The organism is Rhodocytophaga aerolata, from assembly GCF_030503435.1.
GTDB lineage: Bacteria > Bacteroidota > Bacteroidia > Cytophagales > 172606-1 > Rhodocytophaga > Rhodocytophaga aerolata.
Window position 1 is genome coordinate 326263 of the sequence record NZ_JAUKPO010000004.1, and the last position, 26317, is coordinate 352579.

Genomic DNA, 26317 nt, shown 5'->3' on the forward strand with positions numbered 1-26317 from the left:
TCACCTTAGTGGGTATACTAAACGTCAACTTTTGCATCAGGTAAAACCTTTAAATATGCTTTTTTATTTTAAGTAAACGCTATATTCACAAAGGTAGATTAGGCTGTTTCCGGATATTGTATGGGGGCTAATAATTACTAATTTTAGCAACATTTGCAAATACAATGGAGATTCAGAGCATTCACTTAAATAATTATTATGTAATATTTAGTATAAAAATAATACCATAGCATTTAAAAAGAACAAACCGCCAGACTAGCCTGAAAAATAAGCTTTATGGTAGTAATGGAAGTACAGTTGGTGGTAGTTTATCCGGGAAGTTTGTCATAATCCGGATAGTCGTTTACTGAAAGCCAGTAATGCACAATTTCAGCAATGATCAACGAAAATTTTACAAAGCTGACAGGTTTAATTACATAACTATTGGCCCCAGCCTGGTAAGCAGCCCGCATTTTTTCCAGGTCTTTAGAGATGGTAAGTACCACCACCGGAATACGCTTTGTCAGGGGATGTCGCTTTAATTGCTCAAGTACATGCAAACCCGGCACCTTCGGAATGTCTAAATCTAGCAGAATAAGAAGCGGTAGCTTAGAAGAATAGGTGGTAGCATCCCCCTGGTGCAAAAAATCCAATGCTTCCTGTCCGTCCCGCAGGTGTTGGTAGTGCACAGAAGGCATCTTTATCTTCATAGCTTTAAAAGTGAGTTCAGCATCATACTCACTATCTTCTATCAATAACACTTCTACTTGTTCCATTCAACTATTTGTTTTTTTATTTTCTACGTAAAAGCGTGTAAGTTTTCTTCAAAAAATTAAAGAATTGTTACAAGCCATGAAGAATCGTTTAAAAACAAGTATCTATTTGGGAATTAGCGTTGCTTTTTTATTGATTGCTGTAATAAGTTTTTTTTATTACAAAAGCACCAACGATTTTATTCAATCCAGCAGACAGGTACAACAATCTACGCTGCGTTCCAGACAACTGGAACGGGTATTGTCCCTGCTTAAAGATGCGGAAACCGGCCAACGGGGATATATTATTACTCAGCAGGAATCCTTTCTGGAGCCATATCTTTCAGCAACTGCACATCTGCATACGCAAACCCTTTTATTGAAGCAGTTGACAGCCAATCTAGTTTTTTATCAAGACAGAGTACCGTTGCTGGACTCCCTGATCAGCCAGCAGATATCGGTGCTGAACGGACATGTTACCTTAGTCAAGCAGGGACACATTCAACAGGCTACCGCACGGGTAGCCAGTGGCAAAGCAAAAAAACTATTGGATGCCATACGTGCCAATGTGGGTGAAATGCAAGCCTATGAAGAAGGAATGATGTTGAAATTGCAGGAGGAAGCAGACCGGGATGTACTTACCAACTATTGGGTTAATTATATTGGCATTATATTGACTGTCAGCATATTTGCCATAGGCTTCCGGATTATCACCGGCGATCTATCCCTTCGGGAAAAGCTGGAAAAAGCTTTGAATACCAAAAACGAAGAGCTGAAAGGATTAAATGAAGAACTGGAAGCCTTGAATGAAGAACTCAAAGCAGCGCTGGAAGAGGCAAATGCATCCAACGAAAAAATTAAAGAGTACTCTGGCCTTCTGGAAGAAAAAAATCATACCCTGGAATTTCTCAACAAAGAATTGGAAGCTTTCTCCTATACTGTTTCCCACGATTTACAATCGCCCCTCCACACCATTTCTGGTTTTGCCGGGCTACTGTCCCAAACCCCAGCCCTAACAGCTGATCAGGAAGCCAGCCGGCAACTGGAGGTAATAGAAAGAAGCGCCGCCCGGATGGATGGGTTAATTAACGACTTGTTGCGGTTTTCCAGGGTAGGAAAAACAGCCCTTCAAAAAGCAAATTTCAATATGCTGGTACTCGTAGAACAAGTTTTAGCAGATTTAAAGGAACGTACAGCCCTTGAACCAATCCAATTTACCATTAGTCAGTTGCCACAGGTAATGGCAGATAAAAAATTATTGTATCAGGTATGGATAAACCTGCTTTCGAATGCCATTAAATTTTCTGCGAAGGTTGCGATCCCCTTTATCGAGATTGGCTGTTATGAGACGGCTAGTTTTTATACTTTCTGGATAAAAGACAATGGTGTTGGATTCCACACAAAACAAGAAGATCCTTTTGGCGTGTTTAAGCGGCTACACCGGAAAGAAGACTATCCTGGTAGTGGCATTGGCTTGGCGATAGTGCAACGCATTATTGAACGGCATGGAGGCGAAACGTGGGCACATTCATCGCCAGGGAACGGAGCTACCTTTTATTTTACCTTGCCCAGACCGGAGGAAACCTAGTGTTTAATGAGGTTGCCGCTGTCTGGCAATATCTTCCAGAGCTTTTTCGGTGAATGGCTTCATCAGGAATTTAACAACTGATTTGTATCCCAATGCCCGTTGCCTGTCTCTTTCACTCACAGAACTAGTAATCACTACTACAGCCGAATCGGGATGGGCAGAAAAAAAGGTTTTTTCATACTGCTCAATAAACTCAAAGCCATCCATTTCAGGCATTTTAAGGTCTACCAGCAGCACATCCGGAAAGGAAGTAGTTTGCAGCAGCTTATGTAAATATTCCAGGGCTTGCCAGCCATTATTTTCAATATGGAATTCTTCGACAAAGGATATTTCTTTGAGGATCTCCCCCATTAAATGGGTAGTTATTTTATCATCATCCAGAATAAATAAATTCTTAATCAACATGTACCGTCTTTTTGAAGTAATACCCTAGCTGGCGTTCAATAAAAATGGTAGAAACCAATAATTCGCACGTAATGCTTGGGAACAAAAAATTGATTGGCAAAAGTAAAAACTTCTGAGCTAACAAGCTAAAACCTCCGGAAAATTGTAGGTAAAACAGCCAGTTTAATATTCTTTTAAATAGATCCGGAAAGTGGTGCCTTTTTCTACGTCACTTTCCACCAGCACCTTACCTCCGTTTTTCTCTACCATACTTTTTATCAGATGTAAACCTAAGCCTTTTCCGGAAGCTTTGTTGGTAAATCTGGTAAAAGGTTTGAACAGATGCTGACCGTATTTAGCCAGATTCATCCCCATCCCATTATCGGACACAGTTAATAAAACGTATTCATTTTCTTGTCTCGTTTGGATGTGCACCTGAAGATTCCTTGCATGACTCCGGTATTTTATGGCATTGGTCAGCAGATTTTTCAGAATACTTTGCAGGTAGGCTTCCACATACCTGATTGTATCTTTCTGGGAAAAATCTACCTCTATCTGGCTTCCGGTGCTCTGGATCTCATCTGCCAGATCCTGCAGGATTGGGTGCAGACATTGGTGAAAGGCTACTTCTTTTACCGGAATATCTTGTACACTCTGTATCTCTATTACCTCTACTAATCCATTAATCGTCTGATCCAGGCGGTTTACAGACTCCACAATGGCAGCGTATAGTTCGGGGTGTAAGGTGGTATCTACCCGCTGCAACATACCAGATAATAATTTGAGGTTCGCTACCGGCGACTTAAGGTCGTGGGCAGCCATATATACAAAATTATCCAGTACTTCATTAATCTTGCTCAGTTCCTGGTTTTTCTGTTCCATTTCCCCAAATGCCGCCTGTAACGCCTGCTCACTTTTCACCCGTTCGGTAATGTCAAATACAATGGCGTAAAAGCCTGCTGTTTTCCCGTGATCCAGGTGGGGAACATACGTAACAGTAACATAGCGGTTTCCCTTTTCTGCATGTGTAAAGCTGGTATCATAAGTTACGTGCTCTCCCTGTAATACCTTTTCTATATACGGAGCGGCTGGTAAGTAGGTCTCATCCCCTAACAGTTCACGCATGGTACGGCCTTGAATGGCATTCAAAGGCTTCTTAAACCATTCTGAATAGGCTTTATTGGTAAACTTGTACCGCTGTTGGGCATCGATATAAGAAACCAGTAAGGGAAGGGCATCGCTTACCAGGCGGAGCTGGTTTTCACTTGTTACCAGTTCTTTGGTCCGCTCTTGAATTTTCTCTTCTAAACTCAGGTTCAGTTCTACCAGGTGATCTTTATACTGCCTCAGTTCGTCCAGGGCATGTGCTAACTCCTGATTTTTTCTATGGATTTCTTCCTGCGCAGCCCGTTCCTTTAATTCATTTTGTTTGCGTTCGGTTACATCATGCACAATGCTCATGACGCCAGCAATGTGGTTATTGGCGCCATATAACGGAAACACATACGCATCGTAATAGCCTTTTCTCGAATTAAATTCATGGTCAGACAACTTTGTTGGTATTCCCCGCAAAGCTGCTTTCATGGCCTGTACGGCTTGAGAATTTTCCGTTCCCGGAAAAACTTCCAGTACATGCTTGCCCAATACTTCGCTTCGGTTTTTACCAATATACTTCTCCATCACCGGGTTCCAGGCCGTATAGTGCAGATTTTCATCTAAAGAAACGATGCCATCAATGCTGTGGAAGATGAGTGAATCAGAAAAATCTTTCTCTTTCTGGAGTTTTTCTTCGGCTTCTTTGGTAGCGGTAATATCTTCAAAACTTAAGACAAGGCCATCGGATTGTTTTACAGCATATAACTTAAACCAGGTTGGCTTGTTTTCGATGGCAAACAAAATTGTATCTGCATAGGAATTGCCAGTTTCTACCACCAATGTAAATTTCCTGAACACATCTGCCTGCTGCAATTCCGGATACACCTCCAGCATCCGTTTTCCTGTTAGGGGTTCTTTTCTTTTTAAATGGCGATACGCAGCATTGTTTACCAATACATACTCAAAATCAATAATAGATTCAGCCTCGGAACGCACCGACTGGAAATAGATCAAGCCAGCCAGCGATCCGTTGAGCACACCCTGTACCAGCCTCTGCGCTTCTTTTTCTTCGGTTACATCTTGCGTAGCACCAACGATTTTGATCGGCCGGCCAGCCTCGTCGCATTGAATCATCCCTTTGGTTTGGGTAATCCGGACACGTTTGTCCCGGCGGATAATTTGAACAGTGGCCTCGAAACTACTCTGGTGACTGGCAACTAATGTATAAATCTTTTCTATTTCGGCCTTACTCTCAGGATGTATATGTTGAAGCAACCATTGTTGGTTTATCTCTATTTCATCTTTCTGGGGTTGGTAGCCAAAAATGCGGTACAATTCATCAGACCAGGTTACTTTCCCGGTTGAAGCCTCCCACTCCCAGCTACCCACATGCGCAATAGATTGAGCCTGAGCCATTACAGCCTCACTTTTTTGCAATTTTTCTTCGGCTAGTTTTTTTGAAGTAATGTCTCTGGAAACTGTTAGCCAACCTATGGTCTGGCCGTTATTGTCAATCAATGGAGTTAAGCTGGCTTCATAATATCCTGTCCGGTCAGCCAGGGGTACATCATGCAAAAATACTTTTTCTCCGTTACGCACCCGTTCTATTGCCTGCTGCATCACCGTACCTTCATACTGGCTGAACAAGCTAAACAATTGTTGTCCAATTGCCTGTACTTTGCTAACCCCTGTCCTATCTTCCAGGGCTTTGTTCCATACAGTTATTTCGCCTTCCAGGTCATAGGCAGAAATACCGTCAGAGGTATTGTCAAGTAACGTACTTAAAAAGTCTTTTTCCTGGATTACCCGTTCATTTTGTATAGCTACAAAGGTTTCCAAGGACATTTCTTGTTGCAAAGAATAGAACATATCCAGCTCCCCTATAACGGCTTCATATAAATCAAGATCCCGGGTATATTCCTTCAACAGCCGGATGAACGCATATTTCCGGGTGTGCGGTGTAAAGGCCATATCTTTCACATCTATGCTGTTTCGTGGCACATTAGGAAGCAGATTGGCTTTCCATAAATCGTTCCGCTGGCGGGCACTTTCCATGGCCTTTCCCCCAGCCAGGCTTTGCAAAAATTCTTTTGTATTACTAGAAGAAAAGGTATATAACTGTTCGTCTGTGAAGGCTGTAAACAACTTTAACAAAGGCAACTCTATCTCTTTCACGCGTTGCAGGTGAATACGCACAAATTCATCCAGGCAGTTATCCAGGATAAAAGCAGCGTACGCTTTCAGATAATTAAATTCCATGATGCGTAAGTGTATGGGTAATTATTTGTATCTAGAGAAAGGCAAAGCTGGACCAAAGAACCATGAGGCGATCATCGGATAACAACTAATCAGGACATTTTTCCTTTCAACCTCTAAACATACAGTATTCTTAGCAGATTTCCTTCACCTACAGGTGGAGTTTCTACTCTGGCATCCAAGCTTTGCTGGTATCTGCGTACCGTATCGATCAGAGATAGGAAGCCTGAAAATACAGGAAATTAGCTGTGCGAACACATAAGTTTCATGGAATAAATACAGGCTATTGGTTTATTTAGTGGATTATTAAATAAATTAGTAGCCAGATCCAGAAAAACAAACCATGAAAAGTACCTACTCGTTTTTTGCCTGCCTGCTGGCGGCTTCGTTACTCCAGAGCTGCACTGAAAACAATAAGCAAACCCAAGCTATGCAAACTACCCAAGATTCTACAGCCACTGATCTGGCAGCAAAATTAAGCAAGTATGAGTCTGTAAAACTTACAGCCGATTTAGCCGGCCTTTCAGCCAAAGAGAAACAAATGATTCCACTCCTGATTCAGGCAGGTGAAATAATGGACCAGCTATTCTGGTTTGAGGCGTATGGGAAAGGCGACTCTTTACTGAATGTATTGCCTGATAAACAAGCCCAGACCTATGTAAAAATCAACTATGGGCCATGGGACAGACTGGAAAACAACGAGCCATTTATTGCCGGCGTTGGGCCCAAACCGGAAGGCGCAAATTTCTATCCGGTAGATATGACCAAAGAGGAGTTTGAACAGGCAAGCTTAGCAGATAAAAAGAGTGAATACACATTCTTAAGAAGAGATCAAGCCGGAAAGCTCATCACTATCCCCTATCACGAGCAGTTTAAAGAGCAGATTACCAAAGCCGCTGACTTGTTACAACAAGCCGCCCAACTGGCTGAAGAATCTGGCCTAAAAAAGTACCTGACCTTACGGGCCGAAGCTTTGCTTACCGACAAGTATCAGCCCAGCGATATGGCCTGGATGGATATGAAAAACAACACTATTGACGTTGTAATCGGACCTATAGAAACTTATGAAGACCGGTTATTTGGCTACAAAGCTGCCCATGAGGCCTATGTTTTAATTAAAGACCAGGCGTGGAGTAAACGCCTGGCTAAATATGCCTCTTTTTTACCCGAATTGCAGAAAGGTATTCCGGTGAAAGATGCCTATAAAAAAGAAATGCCTGGGGCCGATGCCGACCTCAATGCGTATGATGTGGTCTATTATGCAGGCGACTGTAACGCAGGCAGCAAAACCATTGCCATTAACCTACCCAACGACGAGGAAGTACAGCTAAAAAAAGGAACCCGCCGCCTTCAGCTAAAAAATGCCATGCAGGCAAAGTTTGATAAAATTATGGTTCCTATTGCCGCTACACTCATCGCAGAAGACCAGCGTAAGTTCATCAACTTCGATGCATTTTTTGCCAACACTATGTTTCATGAGGTAGCTCACGGATTAGGAATAAAAAATACCATTAATGGCAAAGGCACCGTCCGCGATGCTTTAAAAGAACATGCCTCAGCTCTGGAAGAAGGGAAAGCAGATATTTTAGGTCTGTATATGATTACCCAGCTGCATCAGAAAGGGGAAATTAGCGGAGACCTGAAAGATTATTATACTACGTTTATGGCCGGCATTTTCCGTTCTATCCGTTTTGGTGCGGCCAGTGCCCACGGTACTGCCAACATGATCCGTTTCTCGTTTTTTAAAGAGAAAGGAGCTTTTGAACGGGATGCTACCACTGGTAGATACCGGGTTAATTTTGATAAGATGCAACAAGCCATGAACGAGTTATCTGAGCAGATTCTGACCTTACAGGGTGATGGAGATTATGCCGGCGTAGCCAGACTGGTAGAATCCAGAGGCAAAATAGATGCCCAGCTACAAGCCGATCTGGACCGCCTGCAAGAGGCTAAAATTCCAGTAGATGTGGTATTTGAGCAAGGCGTTCAGGTACTGGGGCTGAATAATTTGTAGATTTAGCTAACCTTACTCCCACATACTGAGTATTGTCAGTAATTCAATTTTTATCATCCATTCTTATTTATCTCTCCGGAGCTTCTGTATGAGCTTGAAACAACTTTTTTTTGTAATAGTAGTCAATGCTTGCCTGACAGCAAGTGTATATGCACAACAAACCTACAGCGGACGTGTGTGGGATAGCCAGAGCCGCACCCCCTTGCCTGGAGTTAACGTACGAGCCTATCCTTTGCAACAGGGAACCGTTACCGGAGAAGATGGCACCTTTACCCTTACTACCGATTCAGTAGCCACAAGGCTGGAGTTTTCATTTGTAGGCTATCAGACTGCAACGGTGAAAGCCGCTGAAGATATACCTTTAAGTATTTACCTACAACCTGCTCAGCAAGAGCTACATGAAGTAGTGGTAGTAGGCTATGAAAATAACCGCAAACTGTTAGAAACGGCAGGCTCCATCTCTCTGCTTACACCCCAAGCGCTGGAAAGATTCAGCAACACATCCCTGCTTCCGGCTATTAACACGCTGCCAGGCGTGCGGATGGAAGAACGTTCGCCTGGAAGTTATAGGCTTTCTATCCGGGGAAGTTCGCTGCGTTCTCCTTTTGGGGTACGCAATGTAAAAGTATACTGGAACGATATTCCGTTTACTGACCCCAGTGGAAACACAGCCCTTAATTTACTAGATTATCACACCATCGGCAGTGTGGAAGTAATTAAAGGCCCGGCCGGAAGCATTTATGGAGCAGGTACCGGAGGAGTAGTATTGTTGCAGAATCCGGCAATTCCAAGCAATGAAAAAAGTGTTCAACTTACCGGATTGGCAGGTTCGTATGGCCTGGTGGGCAATAGTATTTCGCTCCGGATGGGCGGTACCCAAAGTAACTCTATTGTTACCTATGCACATCAACAATCCAATGGCTACCGCGACCATAGCAACATGCGCCGCGATGTGTTAAACTTCCGTACGCAGTACCAGGTATCTGAGAAACGGAATGTCTCCATTATGGGGCTGTATTCCGACCTCTATTACCAGACACCGGGAGGAATTAATGCGGCCCAGTTTGCCAGAAATCCACGCTTGTCCAGATTGCCGGTAATTAACCAACGCGGCGATACTACTGTCAGAGGCAGTATAGAGCAGCAGGCAGCAATTTATATTCAGGCTTTGTACCTGGGCGCCTCGCAGCAGTACCAGATTAATGACAAGTGGAGTAACAGCACCTCTATTTATGGAACATTTAATACCCTACGCAATCCCTTTATATCCAACTATGAACGCAAAGCTGAACAAGGCTTTGGCGCCCGTACCCGTACTTCGTATCTGTTCGACATAGGTTCTGTCAGCAGCGAATGGACATTTGGCGGAGAGTTTCAGCAATTATTTACCGTAGATAAAGTGTATGGCAACCGACTTGGCACCCCAGACACACTTCAACTGGATGCTGAAGTAAACACCCGTCAATTTATCATTTTCAGCCAGTTAGAGTTAGACTTACCTGCTAACTTCTTTCTTACTCTGGGTGCCAGCTTTAACCGCCTCCGCTACCGGAACCAGGATTTTACCAACCCCAGAACGAACTTCCGCCAGACCCGCGAGTTTAATCCGGTTGTTTCTCCGAGAGTAGCCTTGCTAAAAAAACTGTCCGAAAATCTGGCGGTGCATGGCAGTGTAAGCCTGGGTTTCTCCCCTCCTACGCTAACGGAAATATTACCTTCTGCCGGTATCTTTAATGGCAATCTAGATGCTGAGCAAGGAGTAAATTATGAATTAGGTTTCCGGGGGAATGTACAAAAGTTATCATTCGATGTAACAGCCTACTCTTTGCAACTAAATCAAACAATTGTGCGGCGAAGCAACGAAGCAGGTGCTGAATACTTTGTAAATGCCGGGAATACAGACCAGAATGGATTAGAAGCTACTGCCAGTTATCCGTTTGTTCAGCAGCAAGCAGGCGCCTTATCTGACCTGAAGCTTTGGACAAGCTATACCTATAATCATTATACATTTAAAAATTATATACAGGGAGAAACAGACTTTAGTAACAACCGCTTGCCTGCTGTTGCTCCTCATACGATTATCACTGGCATCGATGCCGCTTCTGGCATTGGGTTGTATACCAACATTACCTTCAACTTTACTGATTTTATTCCTCTCAATGATGCAAATACGGCTTATGCCAACGATTATGCTTTACTGGGTGGAAGGCTTGGTTTCCGCAGAACCATACACGCATTTTCATTGGATGTGTATGCTGGCGTAGACAATGCCCTGAATGAGGTTTACAGTCTGGGGAATGATATTAATGCCTTTGGAGGAAGGTATTATAACACGGCTGCCGGGATCAATTATTACGGTGGTGTTGGCTTGAAATATAATTTTGCCCGCTAACGCTGCCTTGCCACATATTGTGGCAAGAATATCTGCCTAATTCAGCAATTACTATATGATAATCAATTAATTAAGTTTCACTGATACACTAAAAAATGCGATCTGTAGGTTCAGGATTGGTGAGGTAAAGAGGTAATTTTTCGGGAGTATTATCACTTTCATCTAAGTTATTGAAAAAAAATTGCTATTTTTTCCCCGCTTAAACCTATGTCATTTTTATGTTTTACACAAAAGAGAAATTAAAAGCATGGATGATCCTGCTTTGCGCGGTATCTGCCTTCGGACTCAGCAGTTGTTCGCAGCAACAAGGAGACACGCAGAATGGCACTACTGCCCAGACTACCGATACTACTCAACAAGCCACTAACGAGACCAGACCCATGAATGTAACGAAAGAAGTATTCGGAAAAACCGAAGATGGTACAGAAGTACATTTGTATACCCTAACCAATGACAATGGTATGACCGTAAAAATTACCAATTATGGGGCTATTATTACCTCACTGGTTACCAAAGACAAAAACGGCAACCCTGGCGACATTGTATTGGGCTTTGACAGCCTGGAAAGTTACCTGAAAGGGCATCCATTTTTTGGCGCAGTGGCCGGAAGGTATGCCAACCGGATAAAAGAGGGAAAATTTACCCTGGATGGCAAAGAATACAAACTGGCCACCAATAATGGAAAAAACCACCTGCATGGCGGCATTAAAGGATTTGACAAAGTAGTATGGACACCGGAGGAAATAAACAATGGCCTGAAACTGACCTACAAGAGCAAAGATATGGAAGAAGGCTATCCTGGTAACCTGACTGCAACTGTTACTTATGTTATCAACGACAATAACGAACTTCGCATTAACTACACGGCTGAAACAGACAAGCCTACGCCGGTAAACCTAACTAACCATAGCTATTTTAACCTGGCAGCCGGGCAGGCAAAAAATAACCTAGATCATGTAATGTTCATTCAGGCCGACAAATATACCGTGGTGGATGAAACCATGATTCCAACCGGAGAACTCCGCCCGGTAAAAGGCACACCCTTCGATTTCACAACACCACAACCCATTGGTGCACGCATAGAGCAAACAGGTGGCGGCTATGACCATAATTTTGTGTTAATAAAGAAAACCCCTGGCGAAATGTCACTGGCGGCAACCGTTTATGAACCCACGAGCGGACGGGTAATGGAGGTATATACTACCCAGCCTGGTGTACAGTTTTATGCCGGCAACTTCCTGGATGGCTCCTTAACAGGGAAAGGCGGCGTGAACTATGTAAAACGGTATGGCTTCTGCCTGGAAACGCAACACTTCCCGGATTCTCCCAACCAGGCGGCGTTTCCCAGCACCATCCTGAAGCCCGGAGAAACCTATAAACAGGCTACCATTTTTAAATTTTCAGCTGAAAACAGAGCCAATCAATAAAAGTAACAATTAGCTAAGGTGAAAACGTGGAAATGAGTAAGTTCGCATCTTCCACGTTTTCACGTTTACTAGCGTATCACCCATGCAAAAAGAAGTGTATTACTTGTTTGCCCTGGCGGCCGGACTGGCAGTGGCTATACAAACTGGTGTAAATGCTCAACTTCGGCTAACCATTCAGAATCCTACCCTTACTGCGCTTATTTCTTTTATCACCGGCACCTTTGTTTTGTTTATGTATGTAATGCTCACCAGCTATCAGCAATTGCCTGCAGCCGCCACCCTGTATAAAATTTCATGGTGGAAATATCTGGGAGGCATTATGGGAGCCTTTTACATTACCACTGTCGTTATTATTGCGCCTAAAATCGGAGCAGCCAATACCCTGGGCTTTATCGTTGCCGGCCAGTTAATTTCTGCTGTCATATTCGACCATTTCGGATTGATTGGGTTTGTGGTGCGGCAAATTACCTTTTTACGGGTTTTGGGTGTAATCTTCCTTGTATTGGGGGTTTACCTCATCCGGAAATAAATTCATATGTTAAGGAAGCGGTTTTTTAGACACATAGATAATAGCTGGCATATCATCTTCGCAGCAGTAGAACGTATTATTTTCTTGACGGTAGGTACCTCCGGAGGCAGCTACATACAATCTGTTCCGGGAGTCGAGATGCAGATTATAAAGTATATGTTTAAAAGGAAAATTGATGGGTTGCGCAGTTGTACCCATCCGTTTTATAATCGTAGAGGGATGTAGAAAGAGTGAACTTCCATCTGCATTTGCAAAAGTTTTGTTTTCTTGTATCTGGTACATTATTCCTGTGGTGGATATAACTTTGCCAACTGGTACCTTGAATCTGTCTACCTGCTCCCAGGGAAGTCTGTTCCAGCTCTTTCCATAATCTGTAGTGAAGTATAAAGCTGTAGAAGCCATCTTATCAGGCCATTTTGGCTCAACCAGTGACAAAAGTGGATAAACTGTATCCTGGTGAGTATACAAGCTGGGCACCGTACCTTGAAAATCTTTGGATTCATGCCATGTTTTTCCTTGATCGGTTGTATAATAAGCCATGCTCTTTGTTGCTACAAGCAAGGTTTTATCCAGGTCGCCGGCAATGGCATTTGCCTCAATGCCCCTGGGTATTTCCAGTTTAATCCAATTGGGATCTGTATCCAAGGGCTCAGGTGTACTTGTGTGCCGGCAAGATAAACAGCCAAGGGCCAGGCAGAAATAGAGAAAAATGGGTTTCAGAAGATAGTGTAGAGTTTGAACAAACAAGAATGAATTTGTAGCCATACTATAGAAAATATACACATTCGCTTCTTTTCAACCGAAAAAAATACTTTATTTTCACGCTGAATCAGGCTTACACCCATTATTTTCACTGACAGGTTTGTTTCTGGTGTAAAACAACTATAAATTTCGTTTTTTAATTAGTACGCATAGCTATGACTAAAGAATCTCTGCGAAAAGTAGAATATTATGAGATGAATGCTGAAGATTACCGTAAACTCTCTCCTTTCGAAAAAACAAAAGCGGTAGCCCAAAAAGAAGTCAAACATGGCTGGTTTCACGGGTGGGCTACCGATACACACCTGCTATCCGAGAAAGATTCCGGAGATCTGCCGCAACTGGTGTATGCCACCCATGCCATCATTGAACAAACAGATGGCTCAATTGTCAAAATAAAACCAGAGAACATCCGCTTCATTGGGTAAATCTGACGTACTGATTACCTAATAGCTTGTTGTTCACTCACTGGGGTAAACTGGCAAAACGTCTTTCCCTACCCAGGTTATTTACCAAAGCACTCTTCCCCGGTGTTCGCTTGGCTCATGGATAAACCAGGCAGCAAAGATATATTTCTGGCTTTTATACTAATTTTTGTATCAAATTAGCAAATCCTTTGCTTTCAATATCCGTATCTATCCATAATTACCCATTTTTTTTATTTTTTATACTCAGTTTTTGATGAAAAAATTCAATAAAATTTTACTTGTAGAAGATGATCCGATTGATGCATTTTTAAGCAAATCCGTTATTGAACAGGCTGAAATAACCGAGGAAATTGTTCTGTGCCATGATGGACAAGAAGCCCTGGATTGCCTGCAAACCTTAAAAGACAAGGCCATTCCTGATCTGATTTTATTGGATATCCGGATGCCAGGAATGGATGGTTTCGAATTTTTAGAAGAGTTGCGCAGAACCTACGACAACAACTCACAATTTACAGTTGTCATTTTAACCTCTTCCAACCACCCAAATGATATTACCCTTTCGGGCAAATTTCAGGCAAGCTATTATCTGGTAAAACCCATTACACCGGATAAAGTAAAAAAGATGATCGAAAGGTGTTTTTAGTGATACCTTGTGCATACCTCTTACTACATAGTTAAGTCTCTGTCTAGCTTACAAAACCAAGCCTCTCATTCAACCCATACTTTCAGTAAACTTAGTCTGTTTAAAAAGGTAAAATTGAGCCAAAACAGACAGATACTGGAGAAGTTGCTAAGTGATCTTTCACAGCTCATCCAGACGTTACCTGAAGAAGTTCTGCTATTTACAAGGAGTCTGGGCCACAATGTTTCCTACAGTCTAGGTTGTGCTGCAGCTTTATTCATGTTATCTCACCGATAGTCCTACATACCTTGCTGCTTCGCAGAAACCAGGCTATTTATTTTGCTGATTGGGGCATTTCTTTAAAACAATTTAGCGCCCGAACCAGTACATAGTACAAATCTTTGAAGTAGGCTGTTTTTGTTTAAAATAGATATTTGTAAACTTGGGTACCCCTGGTGTCTGTCTTCCAGGTTATAGGTAGAACGCCCGGTTTACGTAGTACACAAGCACTTACGTATACATTCTTCCATTCGTGCCTTCCATTGAAAGCTGGCTTAGGAATAACCTTATACAAATTATATGATTGTCAGAAGGAATTTAAAGTGGAGCTTCATCCTTCACTATACCTGGAAAAGCATGCTTTACTATGTTTTGTTAGCCGTAGTGGTTTATCTGCTGCACGACTATTACCAGGTATTTCATTTACACTTGCCTTTTAGCACCATAACTGCACTTAGTACAGCACTTGCCATATTTCTGGGTTTTAAAAATAACAATGCCTACGACAGGTGGTGGGAAGCTCGTAAAATTTGGGGCCTGCTGGTAAACTACAGCCGGGCATGGACACGCCAGGTAATTACCATGATTATCCCGGATGATCCTTTAGAAGCAGCGAATGCGAAAGAGTTACAACAGCGCATGGTCTACCGGCATATTGCTTTTGTACATGCCCTGCGGGTATTTTTAAGAAAAAAATTGCCCTACAACAACCCTAAAATACAGGAAATTTTTGAAGAAACCAATGAATATGCCGATACGGTTGCTTTTCTGATGCCTGCTGAATACAAAGTATTTTGTCATAAAAAAAATCCACCTAACTACTTACTGGAGTTGCAGGGTGAAGATTTACGAAGAGCCTATAACCGGGGTTGGATCTCAGATTTCCGCTTCGTGCGGTTAGAGGAGACATTGATTGAATTCAACAATATTCAGGGGCGTTGCGAGCGGATTAAGAACACTCCATTCCCCAGGCAGTACAGCTTTTTTTCCAGAGTATTTGTTTTTATACATGCATCCCTCCTGCCTTTTGTGTTTGTGGAAGAAATTGGCTGGGCAAGCATTCCGATTTCGGTTATACTCTCCTTTGTATTTCTCTGCCTGGATCTGGTGGGCGAACGGGCGGAAGATCCGTTTGAAAACCGTCTGGAAGATGTACCCATCACAGCCCTTAGTCTCACGATTGAAACAAACGTAAAAGAACAGTGGGGCGATAAAAACTTTCCGGAAGCCAAAGACCCAGGCAGAGGGGTTATTCTGTAACGTGCCTTTATTTATCTAATTCCAGGTTTACACTGCCCAGTCCGCCACTAATATCGATGGTTAGCATATGGTCAGTCTTTTTGTAAGCACTGTTTACATAATAGCCATCTACTTTCTTGAAGCCTGGCGCCTCTATGCTGCCCAAACCAGATACTCTTACCCGTACACCTGTAGTAGATGGAAGTTTCAAGGTCATTTCGCCGATGCCTCCATTAATATCAGCCGTCAGGTTACTAGACCATTTTCCGGTAAGGTCTAGTTTAATGGCACCTACCCCGGCATTAACTTTTAGCTTGGGTAAGGAAGTATTCGCCAGATTTACCGTAAAATCTCCGGCACCTGCTTTTAACAGAAGGTTGGTCAGCCGCATTCCTTGCAAATCTAGCGTACTTTGTCCGGCTCCTACGGTGAGTTCCAGGTCTGTAGGTATATTTTTGTTGAGCTTGATCTGCCATTCGTTTTTATCTTCGTCCTCCATGTTCATATTCCGGTTGTTTCCAGGCTGTTTTACGGTGAGGGCACCAGTTTCTTTGGCATAGGCAATGGCGGGCTTCCATTCATCGTTTGTAAAAGCAAATTGGCCTTCCATTAATTTATTGCTTCCTCCGCTAACCTGCAAGGTGCCCGCCGATTGATTGAGCTCTACTTTTACCGATTTGGCTCCTTGCACCTCCACTTCTTTCGTATATTTCCTTACTTCTTTTCCTTTCTGGGCATAGGCTACGTTTACGAAGCCTGCGGCTAACAGAAATAAAAAAGCTAACATAGTTTGCTGATGTTTATTTTTCATACCATAATTGGGTTGTTCTGAAGAAAGGTAGGCATAATCTGAAATAACCAACAAAAAAATTGACAGAAGGTAAATAGGCCAAATAAGTGTTAAAATGCAGGGCTATACAATATCTTCCGTCCCTCTACGTCTATTGGCTTACATTCAAAGCCTTTACTATTCCGGATATGCTGATCAGATCATTGGGTAAAAATCCTTCAGGAAATACGTTAACAAGAATACAACAATCGCCACATTATCAAGGAAGTGCATTTCAGAATCTAATACCTACAGATGTCATGTTGCCCGACGCCTCTTACCTGAAAATGATGAACGATTTTGTGAGCAAGCGAAAAATTGCCAGTCCCCAGCAACTAATCCCTGCTATTCAAACAGATTTAAAAAATCTGGCTTCAGATAAACTGGTGATTGTGTGGTTTGGTCATTCCTCATACCTGATCCGCTACCGGAATAAAACCATTCTGGTAGACCCGGTACTGGACGGACAGGCTTCTCCGGTTTCCATGTTCGGAAAAGCTTTTAAAGGAACTACACTGTACCGGGTGGCTGATCTGCCTCCGCTCGACCTGGTTATTATTACACATGACCATTACGATCACCTGGATTATGCGACCATTGCCGCACTGAAATCTACCCAGGTAAAGTTTTGCACCCCCTTGGGCGTAGGTTCGCATCTGGCACACTGGGGCATTCCGGCAGCTGCCATTACAGAAATAGATTGGTGGGAAAGCCAACAGGTAGACGAGCATATGCACCTGACGGCTACGCCTGCCAGGCATTTTTCTGGCAGAGGGCTGGTGCGGAACAAAACGTTATGGGCTTCCTTTGTACTTACTTTATATGATACCCGGATATTGATTGGCGGAGACTCCGGATATGGAGAGCATTTCAAAGAAATTGGCGGCCGCTACAGCCCTTTTGATCTGGCCATTCTGGAAGCTGGCCAATATGGAGAATCATGGCCCCACATACATATGTTTCCGGAACAGACCGTACAAGCAACGCTAGATTTGCAGGCGAAAGCTTTGCTTCCTGTACACTGGGGTAAATTTGCCTTAGCGTACCATCCCTGGGATGAACCTATTCAGCGGGTAATCAAAGAAGCCAGCAAACTACAGGTTCCGGTAATTATTCCGCAAATTGGCAAGCCGCTCATCCTGGAAGCTCCTGTGGAACAGAATAGCTGGTGGCAATTTTAAGTAATTCTGTATTACGCATTTGCAAGTTATCACCTTGTAATCATATATGTTCTTGATGCTGCAGTAACACTAATTTCTTTCAGCATTATACCTTCTGGTAAGTTCATCTGAGGGTTTTGCTTAGCAGGTTTGGCATTTTGAATAGCAAAAACAACAGGTAAGATATAAGTTCTGGATGTTGGATGTTTTCCCCAATGTTGTGGAGCGTTTTTCAGAACACGGATTAACTCTTTTTCAAACCGACCTTTAACGTCTTGATGTATTCCTATCGTCTGCAACCTGCCCAAGCTGTCTATTTCAAAGGATGCATATACTTTCCCTTGGATGTTACCCTCCAGTGCATTAATAGGATAGTTGAGATTATATTTCAGGTATTCAAATAATTCCTTAATGCCTGCGGTCTGTTCTGTGGCTGTTTGTTTCTGTAAATGAACTTGAAATTTGTCTTCTGCCGGAATACTAAACTGCACAGATTTATATCCTTCCGCAGATATCTGTAAAAGATTACTGCTATCTACAGTGATCTGAAAAAAGCCCAGATAATTAGTTGCAGTGATGCTATTGGCATTATTCAAGCTTATAGTTGCAGCATTTATTGGTTTATCTGTGTCTTCATCCAGCACTCTGCCGAGTACCTGTCTTTGGCTATAAACTGCCTGGCAGCATAATACTATAAGGAGAATCAACGTATTTTGAAGTACTAACATTATAAAGATAAAAGTTTGAATAAATCTTGAGTATAGCTAAATATAGAATTTAATGGAAGTTTTATCAATCAATACTCTAGTTTATTCTATACCAGCAGCCAGATAGGCAATAGAAAAATACCATCTCCCAGCCAGCGGTATCTTCGATGCTGGTAAAAAAACGAAGGAAAGATAAATAGCAGCAGCAGCACACCCGACATACAGCCTTCTGTAAAAAGCACCTGTTTTTCAAGTGCACTTAAGCTGGCTGTGCAGGCAATTATTAATAGTAACCCCGACAAGGCAAAAAGCAGCACCAGCAGCCGTTTTACACGCCTGACTCCCAGATTTATCACCATGGACCGCTGGCCCTGCAGCCAGTCTTCTTCCCGTTCGAAATACGAAAACAGCAGCAAATTTTGTAGAGCTATCAAAAAAAAGCCACCCACAAAGTACAGATAGGACGTAGAAAGATGGCCGGCAGAAAACCCGGCCACTCCCCATATACCAGCAGTGTAGAGGCAGGCAATAATTACTTCTTTATGAAACCAGGGAAGACCACCGTTCGTGCCTATCTTACTTACCAGCCATAAATACAGGACAACCAGCACAGCCAGCATACTTCCAAACACGATAATCTTCAAGGATAAAAAAAGCAGAACGCTTACTCCCAGGATGCCCGTTAAAATCAGGCAAGCCTTAAGCAACAGATGGCGGTATTGCCAGTGAAATTTTCTTCTGGGTGAAAATACTTTTCCCGCAGTATGCCAGACATCCTGCAAATGATCCGCTGTATAAATCAGTAGAACCGTACCTGCTAATATAAGTACAGCTGGCCAGGGAATCGAAGGAACCTGCCACACTTTACAAGCCATCAGGCAACAGACCATTGCCCCGGCCGCCACATCCAGACTAAGCCACCTGCTTACCATCCAGCTCTCATACATCCGTTTCGTCAGGGAGTGTTTTCGGGTAATATGGGAAGGCGGCAGAATGAGTTCTTCGGGCATATAGGCTATAAATATGTTTACTATTCTTATACGAAACTATTGAACATCGGCTACTTTTAATAGTTTTGTTTTCTTTAACTGAAAATACATACATTTCTGTAAATACTTGATAACTTCAGCAAACGTTGAACCTCTCGACCCCTTTTTTACAAGCAAGAATAACTTAAAGCGTACCCTTGATTTAGATGAATACTGAACAGCTAAATACTTCTGAAACGGTAGTACCGGATAACAAAACTGAGCCTGTTAGCCCTAATCGGGCATTTAGGAAAACCTGGAATCCGGATAAACTAATGTCATTCAGTGCCTTCTTAATAAGTGTTGGTACGTTTCTCACCTTTGCCTACCAGACGCATTTAATCCAGAAGCAGCAATTCAGAAGTGTGCTGCCTTATCTGATGATTACCCAGTATACAGGGTATGTCAACCAAGACCAGAAAACAATTAGTTTGCAGTTGTTTAACAATGGCGTAGGTCCTGCCTTTATTGAAGACATAAAAATTTCTTATCAAGGAAAAGAATACAAAAGTATCTACGATTTTTTTATTCAAGGAATTTATCCAGATCATAAGATAAGTACTGGCAGAAATAATGTAGTGGCCGGATACGTCATACCAGCAGGCCAAGCACTAGCACTGCTAACCTCAAATGATTCCCAAGCCACCACCGTTTTAGAAAAAGTATTTAGCAGTGATAGTTTTTCTATAGAGATCGTATATTCCTCTTTGTATGAGGAAAAATGGAAGTTTACCTATAAAAATGGAAAATATAATCCTAAACCAGTAAAAGTAGATTAATTCCTTTTGCCTGTATACCTAAGTACTACCGGCTATCATTCATACTTATAAAAACGCGTCACTAAAATTACTATTTTGCACAAACCACCATCGTACATATGAGTAAACCAGATCATAAACTCTTTTTATTAGATGCATTTGCCTTAATTTACCGGGCGCATTTTGCCTTTAGCAAAGCTCCCCGCATTACTTCTAAAGGCATGAATACCAGTGCCGTATTTGGCTTTACCAATACCTTACTGGAAGTACTTCAAAAAGAAAAACCCACGCATATCGGCGTAGCTTTTGATACCTCTGCGCCTACCTTCCGCCATACCGCCTATACCGAATACAAGAGCCAGCGGCAGGCTCAGCCCGAAGATATTACCCTTGCCATCCCTTATGTTAAAAAACTGGTAAAAGCCTTTGGCATTCCGGTATTGATGCTGGATGGCTATGAAGCAGACGATGTTATCGGCACCATAGCTAAGCGGGCAGCCCGGGAAGGCTTTGAGGTTTTTATGATGACACCCGACAAAGACTATGGCCAGCTGGTAGAAGAACATGTCTATCTCTACAAACCCTCATTTATGGGAAAAGGAATTGAGGTAATGGGAGTTCCGGAAGTATTAGCCAGATGGGGCATCAAACGCATAGACCAGGTAGTGGATATGCTGGGCCTGCAAGGCGATGCGGTAGACAACATTCCCGGTATTCCTGGAGTTGGCGAAAAAACAGCGCAAAAACTCATAGAAGAGTATGATACGATTGAAAACCTGATTGCTAATGCCGATAAACTGAAGGGCAAGCAGAAGGAAAATGTACTTCAACATGCACAGCAAGCGTTGCTATCTAAACAATTGGCTACCATTGACATAAATGTTCCGGTGCCTTTTGAAGCCGAAGAACTTCGCTGCTCTGATCCTAATAAAGAAGAACTAATACATTTGCTGGATGAACTGGAATTCCGGACCATTAAAAAGCGGATTTTCGGAGAAGAAACACCGGCCGTTCCGGCTGCCACCAAGCAATTTGCCAGCAAGTCTATGGGCCAAACGTCTTTATCTTTTGAACTGGATTTTGATCCGGCCCTGGTAACGGAAGAAAAACCCATCGAAAGCAACCGGGAAAACATCCATACAGTGGTACATCAGTATCATGTAATAGATACACCCGAACTTCGGCAAATGCTGATTGAGCACCTGAACCGGCAAGATGAATTTTGCTTCGATACGGAAACCGACAACCTGGATGCCACAGAAGCAAATTTAGTAGGCCTGGCCTTTTCCTATTATAAAAATGAGGCCTATTACATACCCATTCCGCCAGACCAAAAGGAAGCCCAGGCAATTGTAGATGAATTTAAACCGCTACTGGAAAACCCTGCGATTGGCAAAGTAGGCCAGAACATGAAGTATGACATTATTGTGCTGAAAAATTATGGTGTGGCAGTAAATGGCAAAATTTTCGATACGATGCTTGCTCATTACCTCATAGAGCCTGATATGCGGCATAATATCAATATACTGGCAGAAACGTACCTCAATTACACGATGGTACCCATCGAATCGTTGATTGGCAAGAAAGGAAAAAGCCAGAGCAATATGTCGGAAGTGGAAATAGAGAAGATCGCTGAATATGCCGGTGAAGATGCGGATATTACCCTGCAACTAAAGGAAGTGTTTGTACCGATGCTGAAAGAAAACAAGATGGACAAACTCTTCCATGAGGTAGAAAACCCACTGGTTCCGGTACTGGCATCTATGGAAAAAAATGGAGTAAAAGTGGATACTGCCGCGTTGAGTGAGCTTTCCAAAACCCTGGAAATAGATATGAAAATGCGGGAAGATAAGATATTTGAACTGGCTGGTGTGCCTTTTAATATCGGTTCTCCCAAGCAGTTAGGTGAAGTGCTTTTCGACCGCATGAAGCTGGATCCTAAAGCCAAGAAAACAAAAACCGGCCAGTATGCTACCGGAGAAGATATTCTCTCGAAACTGGAAGCCGACCACGAAATTATCAGCCATATACTGGATTACCGGGAACTGCAAAAGCTAAAATCAACCTATATTGATGCCCTGCCTGCCTTGATCAGCCCTCGAGACGGAAGAATTCATACCTCTTTTAATCAGGCAGTTACTGCTACAGGCAGGTTGAGTTCTACAAATCCTAACTTGCAGAACATTCCTATCCGGACAGAGAGAGGGAAAGAAATCCGGAAGGCTTTTGTTCCGCATAGTAAGGAATATACGATTCTCTCTGCTGACTATTCTCAGATAGAATTGCGAATTATGGCCTCTTTCAGCAAAGACCAGACCATGATAGAGGCATTCCAGCAAGGCATTGATATTCACACCTCCACAGCAAGCAAAGTATTTAAAGTGCCTTTAACCGAGGTTACGGGAGATATGCGCCGCAAAGCCAAAACCATTAACTTCGGGATTATCTATGGTATTTCCGCCTTTGGTTTAGGAGCCAGGCTGAATATTTCCCGCAAAGAGGCGGCAGAAATTATTGAGGCTTATTTTGAGCAGTTTCCGGCCGTAAAAAAATACATGGACGACTCTATTCAAAAAGCCCGTGAATGCGAATACGCGGAAACCTTACTGGGCCGCCGCCGCTACCTCCGCGACATTAATTCACGCAACATGACAGACCGGGGCTTTGCCGAACGGAATGCCATCAATGCCCCCATCCAGGGAACCGCTGCTGATATGATCAAACTGGCCATGATCCGGATTCATGACTGGCTGACAAAAGAAAAATTACAATCAAAAATGATCTTGCAGGTACATGACGAACTTGTGTTCGATGCACACAAAGACGAAATTGATTTGCTGCAAAAAACAGTGGAAGATATAATGAAAAATGCCTTGCCTCTGGAAGTCCCTATGGAAATTGGGTTAGGTACCGGCAATAACTGGCTGGAAGCACATTAGCAGCTTATTAATTGATTACTAGTCGTTTATTATAGCTATTTTACAGGAATAATTTAATTAGCAGGTGAGGTTTAATAAATAGCCTCGCCGGCTGATTGAATTTATTTGTTAGTTTCCGTTTCCCTTCTACATGTACTCCGGCTAATTTATTCTCCCAGATAAGCCAGATTTTTCTGGATAAATACCCAATCACTTAGTATTTTAGCCAAGACGTTTTTTACTTTACCAGACATGTCTTGTGAGTGACAGCCAATTTTTTCAACTGCTCTTATGAACGTACTGCTTAACCATCTGTTTACTCTCCCTGCTTATTGCCTATGGACGTACTGAAAAGAAATAATGTAACAGTATATGGAAACGGCGATAAGGCCATCTTGTTTGCTCATGGTTTTGGCTGCGATCAGCATATGTGGCGATTTGTAGCCCCTGCCTTTACAGATGCCTACAAAGTTGTTTTGTTCGACCATGTTGGCGCAGGAAACTCAGATTCTTCTGCCTACAACTATTACAAATACCAATCGTTACAAGGATATGCAGATGATGTGCTGGAAATCTGTGAAGCCCTAAAACTTACCGGTAGTATTTTTGTAGGACATTCGGTAAGCTCTATGATTGGTGTATTAGCCTCCCTCAAAGAACCTAAACGTTTTGATAAACTAGTACTTATTGGCCCTTCTCCCTGTTATATTAATGATGAGGCAAATGGCTATGTCGGCGGCTTTAGCCACACCGATATTGAAGGCTTGTTAGATTCACTGGATAGTAACTATCTGGGATGGTCAAGTGCCATGGCTCCGGTAATTATGGGCAATGGAGACCGACCAGAGTTAGGCGATGAGCTAAAGAACAGTTTTTGCAGAACAAATCCTGAAATCGCCAGACAGTTTGCCAGAGTAACTTTTTTGTCTGATAACCGGTCGGATATACAAAAGCTGCAAACACCATCGTTGCTTTTGCAATGCTCCGAAGATGTAATCGCCCCGTATGCTGTAGGCGAATATTTACACAAACATATACCCGATAGCACACTCAATGTGTTAGCAGCAACCGGCCACTGCCCTAACTTAAGTGCGCCTGAAGAAACGATTAAAGCAATAAAAGCATATTTAACTACTTCCTGATAGTGAAAGAAAAAAACGACAAGTTGGTTTATCAGCATTTCTTAGACGAAAGCTTCGAAGATCTGTATGAACATGCACCTTGTGGTTATTTTTCATCTCTCCCCGACGGAACCATTGTAAAGCTAAATACTACATTAGCCCAATGGCTCGGGTATCATAAAACTGAAATTTTGCACCAGAAGAGGTTTCAGGAGCTACTTCCAATCGGTGGAAAAATATTTTACGAAACACATCATGCTCCGCTCATACGCATGCAAGGCTCGGTTAATGAACTTAGTTATGACTTGGTTAGCAAATCGGGGGCTTTACTGCCGGTTCTAATAAATTCCTCGCATGTTACAGATGCAGAAGGCAAAGTGGTTTTGTACCGGTCAACTCTTGTAAATATTTCAGACCGGAAAAAATACGAGGCAGAGTTGCTTCAGGCCAAAAAGAAAGCAGAGCAAGCGGCTAAAACAAAAGCCGAATTTTTATCTACGGTCAGCCACGAAATCCGCACGCCGATGAATGCCATTATTGGGGTGGCTAACCTCTTGCAGGCAACCGACCCAAGTCCCAGGCAACTGGAATACCTGCGTATACTCAAACTTTCGTCTGAGAATCTGCTGAACCTGATCAACGACATTCTGGATTTTAATAAAATTGAATCTGGCAAAATCAGCCTGGAAGAACGGCCTTTTAATATCCGGGAGCTACTTCAACATCTGATATACAACCTGCTGCCCAAGGCGGAAGAAAAAGAAATAACACTTACCCATGAAATAGATGCCCGTTTGCCTTCATTCTTACTTGGCGATCCGGTAAAGCTTATACAAGTACTGACCAATCTGATAGGCAATGCCATAAAATTCACTCACACAGGCTCTGTTACGCTAAGAGTACAGGCCATTGAAGTTACCTCCAAAGATGTGGTACTAGAGTTTAAAGTATCGGACACCGGCATAGGCATAGCAGCAGATAAAATTCACAAGATTTTTGAAGAGTTCTCCCAGGCAGATTATGAAATAAACCTAAAATATGGAGGCACTGGCCTGGGACTGGCAATCAGTAAAAAACTACTGGCCCTGTATAACGCTACGCTTCAGGTAGAGAGTGAACTGGGCAAAGGATCAAGTTTCAGCTTTGCACTTAAACTTCCAATCAGTGATTTTCAGCCCGAAAGTCAGCAGTTAGTAGACCTGCCTCACAGCCATCCAGGTTCTTTGCGTGGCATAAAGTTGCTGTTGGCTGAGGATAATTCGGTTAATATATTTATTCTCTCCCAATATCTGAAAAGCTGGGAGGTAGCCTTTGATGTAGCGGAAGATGGCTCAGAAGCCATAGAGAAAATCCGGCAACATACCTATGACCTGGTTTTAATGGATTTGCAAATGCCCAAACTCAACGGATACGATGCTACCAGAATGGTACGCAACTTGCCGGATGAAAAATTTAAGAAACTACCAATTATAGCCCTATCGGCCTCCTCCAAATTTGACCTTCAACAAAGACTTGACTACGCCGGTATTACTGACTTTATAGGCAAGCCATTTAACCCTAGAGATCTGTACAATAAAATAGCCTTGTACAGCACGGCTACCCCTCAACAAGCAGGCAATACCTCGGGCAGTTTTTCAGTAGAAACAAGCATATTACCGCCTACAGATCCAAGCTGGCATGTCAACCTGAACGAGTTTAGAAAACTAACCAGACATGACACCACCCAACTAACAGAGTTGATCAGGTTATCCATTGAAAATTTTACCAGCTTTCAGCAAAATTTTAAAGAGGCTCTTTATACCCGTGATATACTATTGTTTGAGGAAGTAGCCCACAAAAGTAAAATGACTCTCCGTTCATTGGAAGCCACCCGCCTTTCTCAACTTCTTGACCGGGCAACTGACTTACTGCAATCCGGTGAACAGGACACATCTATGCTTGCTGTGGCCAGCAGGGAAATAAGCCAGGAAATTGATGTGATTATTACAGAATTAATTGCTCAAATTCCAGATCAGCCTGGCAACATTTCTTAACTAGTATCTCTCGGCAGGTG

General features: G+C 42.7%; 20 protein-coding genes. 13 read left to right on the forward strand and 7 right to left on the reverse strand.

The features are described 5' to 3' along the window. Positions 1-308 precede the first annotated feature (308 nt). Positions 309-755: a response regulator gene (locus tag Q0590_RS10195; protein WP_302037420.1), complete on the reverse strand. Its 447-nt coding sequence runs from the start codon at positions 753-755 to the stop codon at positions 309-311. 76 nt (positions 756-831) lie between these two features. On the opposite strand from Q0590_RS10195, the gene Q0590_RS10200 reads away from it, so the two are divergent. After that, positions 832-2319 carry a sensor histidine kinase gene (locus tag Q0590_RS10200; protein WP_302037421.1) on the forward strand — a complete coding sequence of 496 codons (1488 nt, stop codon included), beginning with the start codon at positions 832-834 and terminating at the stop codon, positions 2317-2319. Between the two features lie 3 nt (positions 2320-2322). Here the strand turns inward: Q0590_RS10200 and Q0590_RS10205 are convergent, their stop codons facing one another. Further along, the gene (locus Q0590_RS10205; protein WP_302037422.1) at positions 2323-2724 is read right to left on the reverse strand and encodes a response regulator; all 402 of its coding nucleotides are present in this window, start codon (positions 2722-2724) and stop codon (positions 2323-2325) included. Between the two features lie 162 nt (positions 2725-2886). After that, positions 2887-6057: a PAS domain-containing sensor histidine kinase gene (locus tag Q0590_RS10210; protein ID WP_302037423.1), complete on the reverse strand. Its 3171-nt coding sequence runs from the start codon at positions 6055-6057 to the stop codon at positions 2887-2889. Between the two features lie 340 nt (positions 6058-6397). Between Q0590_RS10210 and Q0590_RS10215 the strand changes: the two genes are divergently transcribed. From Q0590_RS10215 to Q0590_RS10230, 4 genes are all read left to right on the forward strand, one after another. Next, a complete protein-coding gene (locus Q0590_RS10215; RefSeq protein WP_378409964.1) occupies positions 6398-8068 on the forward strand; it encodes a DUF8614 domain-containing protein in 1671 nt (556 codons plus the stop codon). An 88-nt stretch (positions 8069-8156) separates the two neighbouring features. Further along, the gene (locus Q0590_RS10220; RefSeq protein ID WP_302037424.1) at positions 8157-10460 is read left to right on the forward strand and encodes a TonB-dependent receptor; all 2304 of its coding nucleotides are present in this window, start codon (positions 8157-8159) and stop codon (positions 10458-10460) included. A 218-nt stretch (positions 10461-10678) separates the two neighbouring features. After that, positions 10679-11887 carry an aldose epimerase family protein gene (locus Q0590_RS10225; protein WP_378409961.1) on the forward strand — a complete coding sequence of 403 codons (1209 nt, stop codon included), beginning with the start codon at positions 10679-10681 and terminating at the stop codon, positions 11885-11887. Positions 11888-11969: 82 nt separating this feature from the next. After that, on the forward strand, positions 11970-12416 hold the full coding sequence (locus Q0590_RS10230) for a DMT family transporter (RefSeq protein ID WP_302037425.1): 447 nt from the start codon (positions 11970-11972) through the stop codon (positions 12414-12416). Between the two features lie 9 nt (positions 12417-12425). Here the strand turns inward: Q0590_RS10230 and Q0590_RS10235 are convergent, their stop codons facing one another. Continuing rightward, the gene (locus Q0590_RS10235) at positions 12426-13181 is read right to left on the reverse strand and encodes a hypothetical protein (protein ID WP_302037426.1); all 756 of its coding nucleotides are present in this window, start codon (positions 13179-13181) and stop codon (positions 12426-12428) included. A gap of 152 nt (positions 13182-13333) precedes the next feature. Here Q0590_RS10235 and Q0590_RS10240 point away from each other — a divergent pair, with 152 nt between their 5' ends. The 3 genes from Q0590_RS10240 to Q0590_RS10250 all read left to right on the forward strand — a co-directional run bounded on the left by Q0590_RS10240 (position 13334) and on the right by Q0590_RS10250 (position 15764). Beyond that, positions 13334-13603, forward strand: a complete 270-nt coding sequence (locus Q0590_RS10240; protein ID WP_302037427.1) for a hypothetical protein — start codon at positions 13334-13336, stop codon at positions 13601-13603. A 253-nt stretch (positions 13604-13856) separates the two neighbouring features. Beyond that, positions 13857-14246 (forward strand): response regulator, encoded by a 390-nt coding sequence (locus Q0590_RS10245; protein ID WP_302037428.1) that lies wholly within the window; start codon positions 13857-13859, stop codon positions 14244-14246. A gap of 558 nt (positions 14247-14804) precedes the next feature. After that, complete coding sequence (locus tag Q0590_RS10250) at positions 14805-15764, forward strand: bestrophin family protein (RefSeq protein WP_302037429.1); 960 nt, start codon at positions 14805-14807, stop codon at positions 15762-15764. A 7-nt stretch (positions 15765-15771) separates the two neighbouring features. Here the strand turns inward: Q0590_RS10250 and Q0590_RS10255 are convergent, their stop codons facing one another. Continuing rightward, on the reverse strand, positions 15772-16554 hold the full coding sequence (locus Q0590_RS10255; protein WP_302037430.1) for a toast rack family protein: 783 nt from the start codon (positions 16552-16554) through the stop codon (positions 15772-15774). Positions 16555-16721: 167 nt separating this feature from the next. Between Q0590_RS10255 and Q0590_RS10260 the strand changes: the two genes are divergently transcribed. Next, positions 16722-17753, forward strand: coding sequence for an MBL fold metallo-hydrolase (locus tag Q0590_RS10260; RefSeq protein WP_302037431.1), 1032 nt, complete (start codon positions 16722-16724; stop codon positions 17751-17753). 29 nt (positions 17754-17782) lie between these two features. On the opposite strand, the gene Q0590_RS10265 is transcribed toward Q0590_RS10260, so the two are convergent. Next, positions 17783-18376 (reverse strand): energy transducer TonB, encoded by a 594-nt coding sequence (locus Q0590_RS10265; RefSeq protein ID WP_302037432.1) that lies wholly within the window; start codon positions 18374-18376, stop codon positions 17783-17785. Between the two features lie 170 nt (positions 18377-18546). Then, on the reverse strand, positions 18547-19449 hold the full coding sequence (locus Q0590_RS10270; protein ID WP_302037433.1) for a UbiA prenyltransferase family protein: 903 nt from the start codon (positions 19447-19449) through the stop codon (positions 18547-18549). Between the two features lie 185 nt (positions 19450-19634). Here Q0590_RS10270 and Q0590_RS10275 point away from each other — a divergent pair, with 185 nt between their 5' ends. From Q0590_RS10275 to Q0590_RS10290, 4 genes are all read left to right on the forward strand, one after another. Continuing rightward, positions 19635-20246, forward strand: a complete 612-nt coding sequence (locus Q0590_RS10275; protein ID WP_302037434.1) for a hypothetical protein — start codon at positions 19635-19637, stop codon at positions 20244-20246. Positions 20247-20344: 98 nt separating this feature from the next. Beyond that, positions 20345-23164 carry a DNA polymerase I gene (polA, locus tag Q0590_RS10280; RefSeq protein ID WP_302037435.1) on the forward strand — a complete coding sequence of 940 codons (2820 nt, stop codon included), beginning with the start codon at positions 20345-20347 and terminating at the stop codon, positions 23162-23164. Between the two features lie 317 nt (positions 23165-23481). Then, positions 23482-24285: an alpha/beta fold hydrolase gene (locus Q0590_RS10285; protein WP_302037436.1), complete on the forward strand. Its 804-nt coding sequence runs from the start codon at positions 23482-23484 to the stop codon at positions 24283-24285. 2 nt (positions 24286-24287) lie between these two features. Beyond that, on the forward strand, positions 24288-26297 hold the full coding sequence (locus Q0590_RS10290; protein WP_302037437.1) for an ATP-binding protein: 2010 nt from the start codon (positions 24288-24290) through the stop codon (positions 26295-26297). The last annotated feature ends 20 nt before the right edge of the window (positions 26298-26317 follow it).

Excerpts from the sequence above, each read along its gene's own strand:
- Q0590_RS10195 (WP_302037420.1), bottom strand. The coding sequence starts at position 755 with ATGGAACAAGTAGAAGTGTTATTGATAGAAGATAGTGAGTATGATGCT.
- Q0590_RS10240 (WP_302037427.1), top strand. The coding sequence starts at position 13,334 with ATGACTAAAGAATCTCTGCGAAAAGTAGAATATTATGAGATGAATGCT.
- Q0590_RS10210 (WP_302037423.1), bottom strand. The coding sequence starts at position 6,057 with ATGGAATTTAATTATCTGAAAGCGTACGCTGCTTTTATCCTGGATAAC.
- Q0590_RS10255 (WP_302037430.1), bottom strand. The coding sequence starts at position 16,554 with ATGAAAAATAAACATCAGCAAACTATGTTAGCTTTTTTATTTCTGTTA.
- Q0590_RS10245 (WP_302037428.1), top strand. The coding sequence starts at position 13,857 with ATGAAAAAATTCAATAAAATTTTACTTGTAGAAGATGATCCGATTGAT.
- Q0590_RS10275 (WP_302037434.1), top strand. The coding sequence starts at position 19,635 with ATGAATACTGAACAGCTAAATACTTCTGAAACGGTAGTACCGGATAAC.
- Q0590_RS10230 (WP_302037425.1), top strand. The coding sequence starts at position 11,970 with ATGCAAAAAGAAGTGTATTACTTGTTTGCCCTGGCGGCCGGACTGGCA.
- Q0590_RS10215 (WP_378409964.1), top strand. The coding sequence starts at position 6,398 with ATGAAAAGTACCTACTCGTTTTTTGCCTGCCTGCTGGCGGCTTCGTTA.
- Q0590_RS10250 (WP_302037429.1), top strand. The coding sequence starts at position 14,805 with ATGATTGTCAGAAGGAATTTAAAGTGGAGCTTCATCCTTCACTATACC.
- Q0590_RS10205 (WP_302037422.1), bottom strand. The coding sequence starts at position 2,724 with ATGTTGATTAAGAATTTATTTATTCTGGATGATGATAAAATAACTACC.
- Q0590_RS10225 (WP_378409961.1), top strand. The coding sequence starts at position 10,679 with ATGTTTTACACAAAAGAGAAATTAAAAGCATGGATGATCCTGCTTTGC.
- polA (WP_302037435.1), top strand. The coding sequence starts at position 20,345 with ATGAGTAAACCAGATCATAAACTCTTTTTATTAGATGCATTTGCCTTA.
- Q0590_RS10220 (WP_302037424.1), top strand. The coding sequence starts at position 8,157 with ATGAGCTTGAAACAACTTTTTTTTGTAATAGTAGTCAATGCTTGCCTG.
- Q0590_RS10200 (WP_302037421.1), top strand. The coding sequence starts at position 832 with ATGAAGAATCGTTTAAAAACAAGTATCTATTTGGGAATTAGCGTTGCT.
- Q0590_RS10285 (WP_302037436.1), top strand. The coding sequence starts at position 23,482 with ATGGACGTACTGAAAAGAAATAATGTAACAGTATATGGAAACGGCGAT.
- Q0590_RS10235 (WP_302037426.1), bottom strand. The coding sequence starts at position 13,181 with ATGGCTACAAATTCATTCTTGTTTGTTCAAACTCTACACTATCTTCTG.
- Q0590_RS10260 (WP_302037431.1), top strand. The coding sequence starts at position 16,722 with ATGCTGATCAGATCATTGGGTAAAAATCCTTCAGGAAATACGTTAACA.
- Q0590_RS10270 (WP_302037433.1), bottom strand. The coding sequence starts at position 19,449 with ATGCCCGAAGAACTCATTCTGCCGCCTTCCCATATTACCCGAAAACAC.